The sequence below is a fragment of the Phaeobacter sp. NW0010-22 genome, assembly GCF_040365955.1.
Classification (GTDB): Bacteria; Pseudomonadota; Alphaproteobacteria; order Rhodobacterales; family Rhodobacteraceae; genus OMPR01.
This window is the reverse complement of sequence record NZ_BAABWT010000008.1, coordinates 127777-142915: the sequence shown is the minus strand read 5'-3', so window position 1 is coordinate 142915 and position 15139 is coordinate 127777. Positions and strand designations below refer to the sequence as shown.

General features: G+C 53.7%; 13 protein-coding genes. 6 read left to right on the top strand and 7 right to left on the bottom strand.

Going from position 1 to position 15139, the window contains the following annotated elements:
• Window positions 1-37 precede the first annotated feature (37 nt).
• From ABWV33_RS17420 to ABWV33_RS17400, 5 genes are all read left to right on the top strand, one after another.
• Entirely contained in the window at window positions 38-1114 is a 1077-nt protein-coding gene (locus ABWV33_RS17420; protein ID WP_353332546.1) for an ABC transporter ATP-binding protein, read from the top strand.
• A complete protein-coding gene (locus tag ABWV33_RS17415; RefSeq protein ID WP_113822115.1) occupies window positions 1114-2040 on the top strand; it encodes an ABC transporter permease in 927 nt (308 codons plus the stop codon). Before ABWV33_RS17420 ends, ABWV33_RS17415 begins: the two co-directional genes overlap by 1 nt.
• Entirely contained in the window at window positions 2037-2843 is an 807-nt protein-coding gene (locus tag ABWV33_RS17410; protein WP_353332544.1) for an ABC transporter permease, read from the top strand. The genes ABWV33_RS17415 and ABWV33_RS17410 overlap by 4 nt, the downstream gene beginning before the upstream one ends.
• A 20-nt stretch (window positions 2844-2863) precedes the next feature.
• Complete coding sequence (locus tag ABWV33_RS17405) at window positions 2864-3898, top strand: extracellular solute-binding protein (RefSeq protein WP_353332542.1); 1035 nt, start codon at window positions 2864-2866, stop codon at window positions 3896-3898.
• A 101-nt stretch (window positions 3899-3999) separates the two neighbouring features.
• Window positions 4000-5373, top strand: a complete 1374-nt coding sequence (locus ABWV33_RS17400; protein WP_353332540.1) for an aminotransferase class III-fold pyridoxal phosphate-dependent enzyme — start codon at window positions 4000-4002, stop codon at window positions 5371-5373.
• Between the two features lie 74 nt (window positions 5374-5447).
• Here the strand turns inward: ABWV33_RS17400 and ABWV33_RS17395 are convergent, their stop codons facing one another.
• The 7 genes from ABWV33_RS17395 to ABWV33_RS17365 form a co-directional block, all read right to left on the bottom strand.
• Window positions 5448-6059 carry a TetR/AcrR family transcriptional regulator gene (locus ABWV33_RS17395; RefSeq protein ID WP_353332538.1) on the bottom strand — a complete coding sequence of 204 codons (612 nt, stop codon included), beginning with the start codon at window positions 6057-6059 and terminating at the stop codon, window positions 5448-5450.
• Window positions 6060-6179: 120 nt separating this feature from the next.
• On the bottom strand, window positions 6180-7808 hold the full coding sequence (locus tag ABWV33_RS17390) for a long-chain-fatty-acid--CoA ligase (protein WP_353332536.1): 1629 nt from the start codon (window positions 7806-7808) through the stop codon (window positions 6180-6182).
• A 53-nt stretch (window positions 7809-7861) separates the two neighbouring features.
• Window positions 7862-9481: a GMC family oxidoreductase gene (locus tag ABWV33_RS17385; RefSeq protein WP_353332534.1), complete on the bottom strand. Its 1620-nt coding sequence runs from the start codon at window positions 9479-9481 to the stop codon at window positions 7862-7864.
• 225 nt (window positions 9482-9706) lie between these two features.
• Window positions 9707-11230 carry a tripartite tricarboxylate transporter permease gene (locus ABWV33_RS17380; RefSeq protein WP_353332532.1) on the bottom strand — a complete coding sequence of 508 codons (1524 nt, stop codon included), beginning with the start codon at window positions 11228-11230 and terminating at the stop codon, window positions 9707-9709.
• Window positions 11231-11237: 7 nt separating this feature from the next.
• Window positions 11238-11663, bottom strand: coding sequence for a tripartite tricarboxylate transporter TctB family protein (locus tag ABWV33_RS17375; RefSeq protein ID WP_353332530.1), 426 nt, complete (start codon window positions 11661-11663; stop codon window positions 11238-11240).
• Window positions 11664-11720: 57 nt separating this feature from the next.
• On the bottom strand, window positions 11721-12668 hold the full coding sequence (locus ABWV33_RS17370) for a tripartite tricarboxylate transporter substrate binding protein (protein ID WP_353332528.1): 948 nt from the start codon (window positions 12666-12668) through the stop codon (window positions 11721-11723).
• Window positions 12669-12719: 51 nt separating this feature from the next.
• Window positions 12720-13208 (bottom strand): MarR family winged helix-turn-helix transcriptional regulator, encoded by a 489-nt coding sequence (locus tag ABWV33_RS17365; RefSeq protein WP_353332526.1) that lies wholly within the window; start codon window positions 13206-13208, stop codon window positions 12720-12722.
• Window positions 13209-13365: 157 nt separating this feature from the next.
• On the opposite strand from ABWV33_RS17365, the gene ABWV33_RS17360 reads away from it, so the two are divergent.
• Window positions 13366-15024 carry an alkaline phosphatase family protein gene (locus tag ABWV33_RS17360; protein WP_353332524.1) on the top strand — a complete coding sequence of 553 codons (1659 nt, stop codon included), beginning with the start codon at window positions 13366-13368 and terminating at the stop codon, window positions 15022-15024.
• The last annotated feature ends 115 nt before the right edge of the window (window positions 15025-15139 follow it).

Here is a 15139-nt window from a genome sequence, read left to right as displayed (position 1 = left end):
AAGAGCCAAGGGGTATCCATTAGGGAGCGGAAACCGCGTGACATCAGAGACACCAATTGCCGTTGATATTCAGGACGCGACCAAGAAATACGGCTCGTTCACCGCGTTACGAGACGTCTCATTGCGGATTCGCGATAACGAGTTTTTTACCCTTCTGGGTCCGTCGGGCTGCGGTAAAACCACTTTGCTGCGCACTATTGCAGGGTTTGAAACCCTGACCCAAGGGGCAATCAAGCTCTTTGGTGAAGACATCGCAGATTTGCCGCCGAACAAGCGACCGGTGAACACGGTCTTTCAGCAATATGCGCTTTTCCCGCACATGGATGTCACGGGTAATGTGATGTTTGGTTTGCAGATGCTGGGGCAGAGCGAACCAGAGGCGCGCAAGCGGGCAGGCGAGGTTCTGGAACTGGTGCAGTTGAGCGCCTTTGCGGACCGGTTGCCATCGCAAATGTCAGGAGGGCAGCAACAGCGGGTCGCGCTTGCACGGGCCTTGGCCCCAAACCCCAAAGTGCTGTTGCTGGATGAGCCTCTGTCAGCGTTGGATCTTAAATTGCGCCAAGCTGTGCGCTTGGAATTACAACAGATCCAACAAGAAACCGGGATCACCTTTATTTTTGTTACGCACGATCAAGAAGAAGCCCTGACCATGTCGGATCGCATCGCGGTCATTGCTGGGGGGCAGGTGCAACAAGTGGGTTCAACACGCGATATTTATGAAGAACCGAACAACAAATTCGTGGCGGATTTCATTGGGGAAACCAATCTGTTGGATGTGACGGTTACGGGGCTTGGGGAGGGACAGGCGACCTGTATTTTGCCCGGCGGGGGCACGTTTACCTGTCCGGCTGCCGACGGATCACATGAGGGGGCCGGACATCTTTCAGTGCGCCCAGAACGCATGGCGATTGTCCCGGTTGACGGTGCGGTGCTGTCGGGCGTTGTGACCCGACGGATCTATCTAGGTACAGACATGCATGTCGAGGTGACGCTTGATGATAGCGAGGTGATGACGGTCCGGGTTCAGAATTCCGCCGATACGCATATCCCAGAACGCGGTGATCGTGTTGGACTTGGGATGGAGGCAGCCGCAGCGCGTCTGTTGGTTGACTGATGGCTGGCGGGGGCATTTCCAGCGGCGGCAAAGGGTCCGACATGTACGAGGGGTTGGGCCCGCGACTTATCTTACCTGCATGGGCCATCATCGGGTTTTTCTTGGTGTTGCCCGTCGGTCTGATGCTGATCTATTCCTTTCTGACCAAAGAGTTTCGCGGTGGCGTAATTTGGGAGTTTTCGCTGGCGGCCTATGATCAGTTCTTTTTTGATCGCGGCCTGTTCGGGGATGAACCACCCAAAATCGAATGGACCTATATCAACATATTCTGGCGGTCGATCTGGCAGGCGGCCCTTGCAACTGTGTTCTGCCTATTCATCGGATTCCCGACGGCATGGTTTATCGCGACACGTAGCGGATCCAATCGGCAGATCTGGTTGTTTCTGATTACGATCCCCTATTGGGTGAATTTGTTGATCCGCACCATTTCGATGAAGTTCCTGATCCGTGACAATGGTCCGTTGAACGAATTCTTGTTGTGGACTGGATTGGTCGACTCACCGCTGCATATCATCAACACCAACTTTGCCGTGCAATTGGGTCTGTTCTATTCCTATCTGCCGTTCATGGTCTTGCCGATTTATGCCAGCGTCGAGCGCTATAACTTTGCCTTTTCCGAAGCCGCAGCGGATCTTTACGCAAGCAAGTGGGTGACATTGCGCTTGATTATCCTGCCTATCGTCAAGCCGGGCATCATTGCAGGGTGCATTCTGGTTTTCGTGCCCAGCCTTGGTGCCTTTTTGGCACCGGACCTGTTGGGTGGGGCCAAGAACTTCATGATCGGTTCGCTGATCGAAGAACAGTTCAAAGGGAACGCAGGTAACTGGCCATTTGGCGCGGCTATTTCGATGATCCTCTTGTCGATGGTGATGGTGGTGCTCACGCTTTATGCCCGCGCCCAATCCAAAGAGGAGGCAAGCCGATGACCCGTAAAGTTGACTTGCGCCGCTTCACAGGCTTTCAGGCCATCACTTGGGCCTGCCTGTTCATGCTTTATGCGCCGCTGATCGTGGTGATGGTGTATTCCTTTAACGACAGCAACTCGATCACGATCTGGGGCGGCTTGTCCTTGCGGTGGTACGGGGACGTGTTTTGGGGGCCTGAAGCTGAAAAATTCAAGGTGGCGGCGCTGAACTCGATTGTGATCGCAGTGAGTGCGGCAGTGGTGTCCACTGCCATCGCGACCTCTGCGGCCACGGCTTTGCTGCGGGCGGGACGATTTCGGGGGAAATCCCTAAGCTTTGTCTTGGTCAACATGCCGCTGATGGTGCCCGAAATCGTGACGGCGGTGGCCTCTTTGATCTTTTTCTCGGCGATCGGTTTTACAGCTGGCTATCTGACCATCCTGGTCGCGCATATCGTGTTCTGCATTCCGTTTGCCTACCTGCCGATTGCGGCACGAATGCAAAGCATCGAAGATGTCTACGAACAGGCTGCTCAGGATCTGTATGCGAGCAAATGGCAGGCGTTTCGCCTGATCCTGCTGCCGCTGATGGCGCCGGGGATCATCTCGGGCTTTCTGCTCGCTTTCATCATCTCGCTGGATGATTTCATCATTACCAATTTCGTCAAAGGAGCGGGGATTGAAACCCTGCCCACTGCGATCTTCGGATCGGTCAAACAGGGCATTAAGCCCAATATCATGGCTATTTCCACTCTGCTTTTGCTGGTCTCGGTGCTGTTTGTCACCCTGTCCTGGCTGGTTGGGCGGAAGGGTCAAAAACAATAATCCAACAGAGGAAGCCCACAATGAAAAACGCATTCAAACTTGGTGTCTCGGCTTTGGCGCTGACCTTGGCAAGCGGCGCTGCAGAGGCCGAAGGCAAGCTGTCAGTGTACCATTGGTTCGAATATATCCCGCAAGAAGTATTGGACAAATTTGCCGCCGAACACGGCGTCGAAGTCACCATGGATACCTACGACAGCAACGAGGCCATGTTGGCATCGCTTAAGGCGGGGAAACTGGGCAGCTATGATGTTGCTGTTCCGGGTGATTACATGGTTGAGATTATGGCTGGCGAAGGGATGTTGGACACGTTCGAACACACAGAGCTAAGCAATTTCGGGAATATCCAACCTCAGTGGGCTGATGTCAGCTTTGATCCAGGGCGCAAATCCTCGATCCCGTATCAGTGGGGATCTACGGGGTTTTCTGTGAACCGGGATGCGTATAGCGGTGACATCAACACAACCTCGATCATCTTTGATCCGCCAGCGGAACTCAAAGGCAAGATCAACGTATTGGACAGTCAGGGTGAAGTGCTTGCTTTGGCCTCGATGCATTTGGGCATTCCGCAATGCACCACGGATCGGGAGCAGTTGAAGGCGTTGAATGCACTGTTGCAAGGCGTCAAAGGAGACTGGGCAAGCTTTGGCTCTGACATTGCCAAGGATGTGTTGGTTTCGGGTGATGCTTCTGCGGGCATGATCTACAATGGATTTTCCGCCAAGGCACGATCCGAGGGGGCAAACATCGAATATGCCTTTCCGAAAGAAGGGTTCGTGGTCTGGATGGATAATGTTGTGTTGCTGAAAGATGCACCCAACCGGGACAATGCGATCAAATTCATGAATTTCCTGCTAGAGCCGGAAAACATCGCGGCGATCACCAATTATGCGCAGTATACCGCTGGTATCGAGGGTGTGGATCAGTTCCTAACGGACGAGGTCAAGACAGCGCCAGAACTGAACCCGCCCAGTGATCAACCCGGACAATTTGTGATGGCCTGTGATCAGGCGGTGCAAGAAGTCTACGACACGATCTGGACCAATCTGAAAAAGTAACTCCCCAGTCCCGGCCTGCCAAATGGTGTTGTGCACCACCGCCCCTTAGGCGGTGGGCCGGGAATTTTTGTCTTTCCTGAATCGAGGTTGAAAGAAAAACCGTGACCCATCCGTTGAAAACCACAGACGATATCCTGACCAAAGATGCGCATCTGATTCAGTCTTTTGCCAATCTGGATGCCTTGAAACAGAACGACGCCCGCACTGCAATTGTGGGGGCCGAAGGGATCCATGTAACGGACAGCGAAGGCAACAAGCTGATCGATGGGATTGGGGGGTTGTGGTGTGTGAATGTTGGACATGGCCGTCGGGAAATCATTGACGCCATAACGGAGCAGCTCAACACGCTTGACTACTATTCGACGTTCTACAACTTTACCCATCCAGCCGCCGCTGCACTTGCGGACAAGCTTGCCTCACTCGCACCTGGGAACCTGAACCGGGTCTATTTCGGCAACTCGGGATCCGTGGCCAACGACAGTGCCATCCGCATGTTACACCATTATAACAACCGCTTGGGGCGGCCGAATAAGAAAAAGATCCTGTCGCGCATGGGCGCCTATCACGGCTCAACCCATCTGGCGATGGCGATGACGACACCGGGATATTCCGAAGAGTGGGACACGGCCGCCGATGGATTGGTGTATCACCTGATGGAACCCTGCGCCTATCACCAGGCGGAGCCGGGGATGAGCGACGCAGAGTTCCTTGATGTGTTGGTCGAAGACATGGAAAAGGCGATTCACGACATCGGGGCCGAGAATATCGCCTGTTTTATTGCCGAACCTATTATGGGGGCCGGGGGTGTTTTGGTTGCACCTGATGGCTATCACAAGCGGATGCGTGAAATTACAGCGGCCAATGACATTAAATACATCGCGGACGAAGTGGTCACGGCATTTGGGCGATTGGGGGCTATGTTTGCGTCAGAAGATGTGTTTGGCATGCAGCCTGATATCATCAACACTGCCAAGGGCTTAACCTCGGGGTACCAACCTTTGTCTGCGACCATCATCAGCGATGAAATCTATGATGTGATTTCAGAACCGGGTGCGATGTTCCTGCATGGGATGACCTATTCCGGGCACCCTGCGGCTGCGGCGGCCGGGTTGGCCAATATCGAAATACTCGAGCGCGAAGATATTCCGGGGCAGGTTCAGGTCACGGGCAAGATTTTTGAAAATGCGCTACGTGGATTGGGGGACCTTGATATCGTAGGCGATGTACGCGGAAGCCACTTTATGATGGGCCTCGAGTTTATCAAAGACAAAGCGACAAAAACTGAGTTTGACGCAGACGATAATGTGGGTGGAAAAGTCGCCAAACACGCCCAAGATCGCGGGTTGATTGCACGTGCGCTTGGCAACAGCCTGATCTTGTCGCCAACCCTGATCTTGGACGCAGACAATATCGCCTCGATCGAAGCCATCCTGCGCGAAAGCATCAGCGCGACAATGGATGATCTCAAAGCATAGGTGATGTTTTAGCCAAGTGTATTCAGAGGCAGGGCATTGGTCCTGCCTCTTTTGACGGGGCAGTCGTTGCAGGCTTACAGGAACCGCTCGAGCAACATCTTGAACGTCGCGGCGAGTTCATCATGGGATTTGGGGGCTGCCCCGGTCTGGTTTTGCATCAAGTAGCGAAATACACCGTCCATCAGAGCATAGTGAATTTCAACTTCTTCAAACGACGTATGTCCTGCTTTTTCAAATGCAGTACGAACAATCGCGATCAACATGTTTTCGATTTCAATCGCGGCGGCACGGAACGTTTCATCAAACATCGCCTGTGTGCGAATATCATACCACAAACTATGCGACCTTCGTTCGTCGATGATGGAGGATGCAAGCGCCTGTGCAAAGGCTTCAATTACTTGATCGCGACCCTGCGCCTTGCTCAACGCGTCGATGATGTTTCGTGCAAATTCCTGTTTGTAAACCGACGCGCAATAGATGATCAGATCTGAGCGATCCTCAAAATAGTAATGCAACATGCCCAAGGACAAACCGCACTTTTCGGCAATGTCGCGCAATGACGTATTCGCATAACCCAGCTCTTTGAGCACCGTTATGGCGCTCTCTGCGATCAGGCGCTTTTTCTCGTCTCGCTTCGCATTCTTGCGGGCATGACGCTGTTGCAGCTTTTCGGGCAGGTCAGTCATGTTCGATCTCTTTGATCGGAAAAGTCGCGGGTCAATCTCATAGGGTGGGGCGTATCAAGCAAAGAAGCGAAATACGAGTGGGGACCCAAACCCTTACACCATGTTTGGGTCCCCGCCATATCAGAGTCCCCGTTCGATGAGCGTGTTACCGAATTGATCACGCAACTTGTTTTTCAACATTTTGCCGGTCCCGTTCAGTGGGATGGCATCAGCAAAAACCACCGCATCCGGAATCTGCCACTTAGCAACTTTGTCATGGAACAGGGCAAGGATCTCATCCTCGGTTGGGTCTGCGTCTTCTGCTTTGACGGCCACAATTATGGGCCTTTCGTCCCACTTGGGATGCTTTGCGCCGATGGCGGCGGCCATGGCCACGCCGGGGTGCGAGACGGCGATGCCTTCCAGATCAACTGATGAAATCCATTCGCCGCCTGATTTGATAATATCCTTGGTGCGATCTCGGATCACCATGAAACCATCTGCGTCGATGGTGGACACGTCACCAGTGTCAAACCAACCATCCGCTGTGAGCGCGGTGTCCTCTTTGCCGTAATACGTATCGACAACCCAGTGCCCACGCACCTGCAGGGCACCTTCGGAAACGCCATCATGCGGCAACGCCACGCCAGCATCGTCAACGATGCGCAGATCAATGCCGAATGGCGGACGACCCTGTCCCAAACGCAGGGCGGCCATAAGGTCAGCATCCAGCTCTGAATGCTTGCTTTTGGGACGGTTCGCCGTTCCCAATGGGCTGGTTTCCGTCATGCCCCAGGCATGGACCGTATCGCAGCCATAATCGTCGCGGAAGGTGGCGATCATCGACGGTGCAGCAGCAGATCCACCAATCACATTGCGCTTGAGGCTTTCCATTTTCGACCCGGATTTAGCAGCCGACGCCAGTAACATTTGCCAGATTGTAGGAACACCCAAGGCCAGACTGACCTGATATTCATCAATCATGCCCAACAGGCTATCTCCGTCCAATCCGGGGCCAGGCATGATCAATTTAGCGCCGCACATGGCAGCTGCATAGGGAATGCCCCATGCGTTTGCATGAAACATTGGGACCACAGGAAGGATCGTTTCCTGTGCCGACAACGACAAACCATCCGGCAAAGAGATCGCAAATGTATGTAACATTGTTGAACGATGGTAATACAGCACCCCTTTGGGATTGCCGGTCGTGCCCGAGGTATAGCAAAGCGAACAGGGGGTATCCTCGCTCAGGGCTGGCCATTGGTACGCATCATCCCCTGAGGAAACGAGGTCATCAAAGAACACCACGCCAGGCACGGCAGCAGCAACTTCGGGGTCGTGCGCACCCAAATAGATGAAGTGTTCAATAGTTTTCAGATGATCACGCGTGCCGGTGATCAGTGGCATGAAGGTCTTGTCGAAAAAGATCGCTTTGTCGGCAGCATCGTTGCAGATGAAAATGAATTGTTCGGGAAACAACCGCGGGTTCAATGTGTGGCAAACCATGCCCCCACCCGACACCGCAAACCAGACTTTCAGGTGCCGGTGATTGTTCCAAGCCAAGGTCGCAATGCGATCACCTTGCTCTAGCCCCAGCTTTCCAAGGGCCGAAGCCATCTGGCGCGCGTTGCGTTCCACTTCGCTCCAATTGCTGGTGTTGGTAGACCCGTCAATCTCGCGTGAAATGATTTCTGTGTCCGCATGGAATTTAGCGGCGTGCACAATCAGATCGCTGATCAGCAGATCCTGTTTCATCATTGAACCAAGCATGTCTTAGCTCCTCTGTTCTTTTGTTTTCAATTCTATATTCGACCAAAACGCTGCTAGTTGGCGTAGTTAGCTTTTATCATATCTGCGCATTTTTCACCGATCATGATCGACGGCGCATTGGTATTCCCGGAAACAACGGTCGGCATGATGGATGCATCCGCAACCCTGAGCCCTTGAAGCCCATGAACTTTGAGCTCGGCATCCACCACGGCCAGATCATCAACACCCATTTTGCAGGTCCCGACGGGATGATAGACCGTATCGGCGCGATCTCGAATATGGTTTTCCCATTCCGCGTCCGTCATATTGTCATGAACGCCAAAAAGCTCTTTGTTTTGATAGCCTTTCATCGCAGGCGCATTCAGGATGTCGCGGGTTTTACGCGCGCCTTTGATGAGCGTTTGCAGATCACGTTCGTCGCTCAGGAACTTGGGGTCGATGCTGGGAGCGTCCAAGGGGTCGCCTGAATTCAGAACCACTTCTCCACGAGAGTAGGGCCGCAGAACACAGACGTGACACGAGAAACCGTGCCCCAAATGCAGCTTGCGCGAATGATCATCAACAACAGCGATCACAAAATGGGTCTGCACGTCTGGGCGATCCAATGACGGGTCTGTTTTGAAGAAGCTTCCGGCTTCTGCGATGGTGGATGCGGCCATCGAGTTACCTGTTTTGCGCCATTCGATGAGCTCTTTTAACAGCTTAAAGGACCCGCGGAGCCCGATGCCCAAATTGTCGGTGTCTTTGGTCGAGTAGGCCAGAATGAAATCCAAATGATCCTGTAAGTTTTGGCCAACACCGGGCAATTCGTGCACCATTTCGATACCGTGTTGAACAATGTCTTGGGATCGTCCGACCCCTGAGAGTTGCAACAGTTGTGGGGATTGGAAGGCACCGCCCGACAAAACAACTTCTTTGTTTGCGTGTACTTCGTGCGTTTCCTTGCCGCTGCGATAGGCGACACCAACCGCTCGTTTCCCGTCGAAGATAACACGTGTGGCATGCGCTCGCGTAATCACCGTCAGGTTCGGGCGCTCTGCCATCACCGGGTGCAGATAGGCCGCAGCCGCGGAACACCGTTCGCCGTTTCGCTCGCTGTCATGAAACAACGTTGTCTGGTACAGGGCCGCACCTTCGTTGTCGCCCGCGTTGAAGTCCTGCGTTTCACGGATTTGCATCTGGGTGTTTGCTTCGACAAACGCTTTGGAGATGGGCCGAGGGGCTTTGGCGTTGGACACCTGCAGTGGACCCGATGACCCATGATGATCATCTGCTCCGTTAACGTTGTTTTCGGCCTTTTTGAAAAAGGGCAGAACATCGTCCCATGTCCAACCGTCACAGCCAAGAGCGGCCCAACCGTCGTAATCTTCTTTCTGCCCTCGAACATAAAGCATCGCGTTGATTGCTGAGGAACCACCCAATGTGCGACCCCGGGGTTGGTACCCTTGGCGCCCATTCAGGCCAGGTTGAGGCACTGTTTTAAAGGCCCAGTTGTTGATCTTTCCATAGCCGGGCAACATGGCAACGACCCCAACCGGTGTGCGGATCAACAGATCTTTTCCGTCTCCGCCCGCCTCGAGCAGGCAAACCGTCACATTTGGATCTTCGCTTAACCGAGATGCAATCGTTGCACCTGCTGATCCTCCACCCACGATCACAAAGTCATACATCATAACACCCCTCCCAAGGCTGGTCGCCGAACCGTCAGCGAGACCAGTGCACACTGGAAAGAATTCGTATCCGTCAGTGTGGTTGGCGTTTATTAGTCAAAAACACTGGACAAATGTCCAGTATTTCTGTTGGTACCGTAACGTCAAATCACGGCGCGCAGTCGGTTCATGGAGCAGACCGGTGCGTCAGAGAGCTGTTTGAGTCTGCTGATAGGCACCGGCCGGTGGTCATTCTTCGATAGAGGTTTCCGGAGGTAGGTCATCTGATTGGGTTCTGCTGAGAAACCAGATGAGCGACACAATTGAGAGCGCAAGCAGAGCCAAGGCAATCGGATAATTCACCAACTTACTCCAATCTCCGTTCATCAAGGCAAGGCTTTGGGACAGAGAGATTTCAAACCGTGGGCCTAAGAAAAAGGCGATGATGAAGATAACGACGGAAAATCCAAAGCTCGTCATCAGATACCCTAGGCCGGCAAAGATCAGCATGATTGCGACACCAAAAATGCCACCCGTCGCCATTGAGACACCGACGATGCAGAGCAATAGGGCAGAGGCAAAGATGATGGATTCCGGGGCTGATACGACCTTGACCCAGAACCGTAAACCCAGCTGACCGACCCACAGGTTCAGCAGGTTGGCCATGATCATCGCACCGAACAAGCCATAGATCAGTCTCCCTTGGTCTTGAAACAACAACGGGCCGGGCTGAATGCCGTGGATCATGAATGCAGAAATGATGAGGGCGGCGCCGACACTGCCGGGGATGCCAAGGGTCAATAGCGGGATCAGGTTTGACCCAACGACAGCTGAATTTGCGGACTCGGCTGCTGCGATCCCGTGCAGGTTGCCTTTGCCAAAGGTTTCGGGCTCTTTCGACGTGGTCTTGGCGCTTGCATAAGACATGAACGCGGCCGCGGTGGATCCGATCCCAGGCAAGGCCCCTAGAATTGTACCGATCACGGCACCGCGTAACATCGTGAAGCGGCATCCCCAATATTCTGCCCACGTCACCCGGCGATCATCCGGGTTCCCCGTATCATGCAGTTCAATTGCGCCGCGCATATCGCCACGGATTTGGGACAGGCGCCGCAGGATCTCGGATATGGCCAGCATACCGATCGCAACTGAAGGTAAAGGAAGACCATCGAACAGCTCAAAATACCCAAAAATCAACCGTGGCGTATAGTTTTCGGGGTCGCTGCCGATGCTGGCACACAGCAGACCCAGAGCGGCTGCAATGATCCCCTTGATCAGCGAATTGCCGATAAGGCCGGAAAGAACGGAAAAGGCAAAGATCATCAGCGCGAAAATTTCGACGGGGCCCATGCGCAATGCCAGAATAGCAAGTGGGGCCGAGACCGTGATAAGAACGATATCTGAAAAGGTGTCCCCGGTGACCGAGGAAAATAGCGCCATCTTCGTGGCTTTTAGGGGCTTTCCCGCACGGGCCAGTGGGTAGCCATCCATCGCGGTTGCCGCGGCATCCGGTGTTCCGGGCGTGTTCATCAGTACGGCCGGAACGGCACCCCCAACAAGTCCGCCCTTGTTCACACCCACCAGAAACGCAATTGCGGGCAGGGGATCAAGCCCAAACGTAAACGGGATCGCGATCGCCATGGCCATGACCGGACCGATCCCGGGCACGGCGCCGACGAACTGTCCTAATACCACCCCAAACAGGACAAAAGCGAGGTTCCAAAGGGTGAATGCATCGGCGAAACCAGCAAGGATTGTAGCTATATCTACCATTCGAACCTCAGGGTAGGGCGCGGTCTAAGACGTAGACTACGAGAAACCAAATTGTTGCGGGCAACACCGCGACGCCAAGGATCAGCCACAAAGGCCGCCGTTCGCCAATGAGCAGCATTAAAACCAATGCAATCACTGGGGCCGTGTAAGTAAAACCGAGGTAAGACATCGCCAGCAATCCGAGGGCAAGCAGACCAAAATAAAGGGCGGCTTTCTGAAATTCTATCATCCGCTGGGGTCGGTGAGTGGTGGGTTTTAGGATCAACAAAATACCACAGACGATAAGGACAATTGCAACGGCATTAGGAATGGTGGCGGGTAGAACCCAGCCGTCGTCAACCGCTTCGACAAAATTGGGGATGACTCCGAAATAAAGCACCAATCCAAACAGTGAAATGACGGCCCCAGCGCCACGATCTGCGGTAACTGACATCGAGTTCCCCCTTAGAAACAGACCCCGCCAGTTCGATAAACCAGCGGGGGCATTCATTTAGTCAGCAAACAGAACGCGGACGTTTTCAACACCATCCACCAGCATCTGTTTTGTGGTGTCCGGGCCAAGGTTCAGCGCTTCGGTCTGTGTCGCATTCTTAACGACTTCGGCAACTTCATCGGAAGCAATCGCATCACTCAGAGCTTTGGTCAGCGCAGCAAGGGCTTCGGGGTCTGTGCCTGCGGTCGTTGCGAAAAAGAAGTAAGGATCGACATACACGTCATAACCCGCTTCGCGCACAGTCTGTGTGTCGGGAGCATAGTTGTGCCGTGAATCATTGGCGCTTGCGATCATCTTGACGTCGCCGGATTCCAGATGCTGCAGGTGTTCGCCCGAGCCAAAACCGGCCAGCACTTGCCCGCCAAGGATCAGTTTCATGTTTTCAGCGCCACCTTTGGTGGAAACATACCGGAAACCTGCACCGGCCTCTTTGTCGACGGCGGACATCAGGAACTTTTGCGGTGCTGCGCTAAAGGCGATGGGCAAGCCATCATTGGCCTTAGCGTATTCGACCATTCCGGCAATGTCGTCGAATGGTGCATCCGCACTGGCAACAAGGGCGAGCTGAGCGCGTGCGACGGTGCCAAGATAGTCAAAACTGTCCAGATCAAACGGCAGCTGATCCCCGCGTTTAACCAAGTTGATCATGATGGGCATGTTTACACCCATGCCGATTACATTGCCCTTGGGCGGCATTTTGGAAATACCTGTGAACATGGCGACGCCACCGCCGCCTGTTTTGTTCTCGGCGATGATGTTCCAACCGGTTTGCTCTTTCATGACCTTTGCGATCACACGACCCATTGTGTCGGTCGATCCACCGGCACCAAAGCCGATTTGCAATCTAAGTGTACCGCTAGGTTTCCAGTCCGCGGCAGTTGCTGCGGTGGCAAGGGCCATAACGGCGCCTGCCAAAAGCCCGGTCAGTTTGGTTGTTAATGTCATGTTCGTACCTCCATTTGAACATTGCGGGGCGCGCCATACCGGCACGAATAATTAATTTTGGGCAGCGGCCACTTCAGCTGCTGCACCAATGCGAGCGCACATATCTAGAAACGTCTCTTGTTCCTCGGGGCTCAGCGCGGCATCAATGGTGTCGGCAAGTGTGATCATACGGGGGAGCATATCGTGATGCTTCTTACGGCCCGCTTGGGTCAGGGCGAAAACACGTGCGCGCTTATCGTGGTCAGACGGGCGCGAGGTTATGAACCCGCGCGTTTCCATTTCTTTTAGCACGCGACTGAGCTGACCCTGTTCAATGCGCGAAAACGTGATCAATTCCTTTTGCGTGGCCTTCGGCGCCATTGATAGGCCCATGAACACTCGCCATGACACCAAGCCAACGCCGGGTTCTTTGGAAACTGTGCGTGTGACATCTGATTTCAGCATACGTGAGAGCCGAAACACCGTGACTGCAAGCAGGCTCGCCCCATCCGGGATTTGGCCGGGTCGCATTCCTGTCAATCGCTTTACGGTGTCGCGCACTCTGGATTCCTTTTTTCGTTGCCACACTGTATGACTTCTCATACAAATTACCACATAAATATGATATGTCATGTAAATTGTTTTGGCTTCTGCTAGAACTGGATACATGACACGACTTGGGGGCCATGTTTGGCACCGTAACTGAAAGAAGAAATCCATGGCCAAGGCAAAGAATGTTCTTTTCATCATGTTCGATCAATTGCGCTGGGATTACCTAAGCTGTTACGGGCACCCGCACCTGCACACGCCACACATTGACCGGCTCGCTGAAAAAGGGGTGCGCTTTACGCGCTCCTACATTCAATCACCCATTTGTGGGTCTTCGCGGATGTCCACCTATACGGGCCGCTATGTCAAAAGCCATGGGGCCTCGTGGAATGGTGTGCCGCTTAAAGTTGGTGAGCGGACCATGGGGGATCATCTGCGCAAGGCTGGGATGTCGTGTAATTTGGTCGGCAAGACCCACATGCGGGCAGACAACGAAGGTATGGAGCGTCTTGGTTTGAGCCGCGATACCATCATTGGGGCGCGCGTGGCTGAGTGTGGTTTTGATGTGTTCGAACGTGATGATGGGCTGAGAGCAGAAGGTCCAAATGGATTTTATGACGATACAGGCGCAAAAACGTACAATGAGTATCTGACTGACAAAGGGTACGAGAGTGATAACCCTTGGCATGACTTTGCAAATTCAGGCTTGGACGAAGACGGCAACGTGCTGTCGGGGTGGTTCCTCAAAAACTCGACCGAGGCGGCCAATATCGCCGAAGAGGACAGTGAAACACCTTATCTGACCACGCGCGGGATGGAGTTTATCGAAGGAGCCCAAGGGCCATGGTGCTGTCACCTGTCGTATATCAAACCGCACTGGCCCTATATTGTACCCTCGCCATACCACGATATGTACGGGCCTGAACATGTATTGCCGCCAGTACGATCTGACGCTGAAAAAGAAGGCGCGCACCCGATCCTTTCGGCCTTTATGAACAGCAAGGTCAGCAAAGCATTCAGCGAAGAGCGGGTCCGTCAGGCCGTGATCCCTGCCTATATGGGGCTGATCAAGCAGGTTGATGACCAGATGGGCCGGTTGTTCAAGTGGCTTGAAGACACGGGCCGTATGGATGAAACGATGATCGTGCTGACGTCGGACCACGGCGATTTTCTGGGCGATCACTGGTTGGGTGAAAAAACGTTCTTCCATGACACTTCAACCAAAGTTCCGCTGATAATTTACGATCCCTCGCCCGAAGCGGATGCAACGCGCGGCACGGTGTGTGATGCGCTGGTCGAAAGTATCGATCTGGCTCCTACTTTCTTAGAAGTTGCCGGTGGTGAGGCTGCTGACCATGTGCTTGAGGGGGAATCCTTGTTGCCGATCCTCCATGGCACTGCAACTGAAACCAAACGCAAGGCGGTGTTCTGTGAGGTGGATTTCACCACTCAATCCGAGGCCGTTCTGCTGGGCGCGACCCCGGATGATGCATTGATGTTTATGGCGTCGACGAAAAAGTGGAAACTGGTACACTGTGAAAACGGGCATAGGCCCATGCTGTTTGATCTTGAGAATGACCCCAATGAGCTGAACGATCTGGGTGGTAGCGCAGAGCATACGGATATCATTGATGAGATGTACGCGTTGATGTTTGAGTGGACCCGACGCCCGGCACAACGCACCAGCTTATCCAAAGAAGAACTGCTGGACCTTCGGACCTCTAACAAAGGCAAGGGTATCATTCTTGGGGTTTGGGATGAAAATGATATGCCCGAGGCGGACTCGAGCAAAGTGCGCAATCGTAAGGCGCGTGCTCATTTTGAATAATTCGGCTTAGGGTGCGTGGTTGGTGCCGCGCACCCGGGTCGAAAGAACTGCCGCGCTGTGATGTCTGCGTGGCATCTGATTTGACGGACCGCCTGTTCTGCCCCACGCTAAAGCC

Bases quoted from the DNA above. Each gene is read 5' to 3' on its own strand.
- ABWV33_RS17395 (WP_353332538.1), bottom strand. From the start codon at position 6,059: ATGACTGACCTGCCCGAAAAGCTGCAACAGCGTCATGCCCGCAAGAAT.
- ABWV33_RS17360 (WP_353332524.1), top strand. From the start codon at position 13,366: ATGGCCAAGGCAAAGAATGTTCTTTTCATCATGTTCGATCAATTGCGC.
- ABWV33_RS17370 (WP_353332528.1), bottom strand. From the start codon at position 12,668: ATGACATTAACAACCAAACTGACCGGGCTTTTGGCAGGCGCCGTTATG.
- ABWV33_RS17390 (WP_353332536.1), bottom strand. From the start codon at position 7,808: ATGCTTGGTTCAATGATGAAACAGGATCTGCTGATCAGCGATCTGATT.
- ABWV33_RS17410 (WP_353332544.1), top strand. From the start codon at position 2,037: ATGACCCGTAAAGTTGACTTGCGCCGCTTCACAGGCTTTCAGGCCATC.
- ABWV33_RS17385 (WP_353332534.1), bottom strand. From the start codon at position 9,481: ATGATGTATGACTTTGTGATCGTGGGTGGAGGATCAGCAGGTGCAACG.
- ABWV33_RS17380 (WP_353332532.1), bottom strand. From the start codon at position 11,230: ATGGTAGATATAGCTACAATCCTTGCTGGTTTCGCCGATGCATTCACC.
- ABWV33_RS17415 (WP_113822115.1), top strand. From the start codon at position 1,114: ATGGCTGGCGGGGGCATTTCCAGCGGCGGCAAAGGGTCCGACATGTAC.
- ABWV33_RS17375 (WP_353332530.1), bottom strand. From the start codon at position 11,663: ATGTCAGTTACCGCAGATCGTGGCGCTGGGGCCGTCATTTCACTGTTT.
- ABWV33_RS17405 (WP_353332542.1), top strand. From the start codon at position 2,864: ATGAAAAACGCATTCAAACTTGGTGTCTCGGCTTTGGCGCTGACCTTG.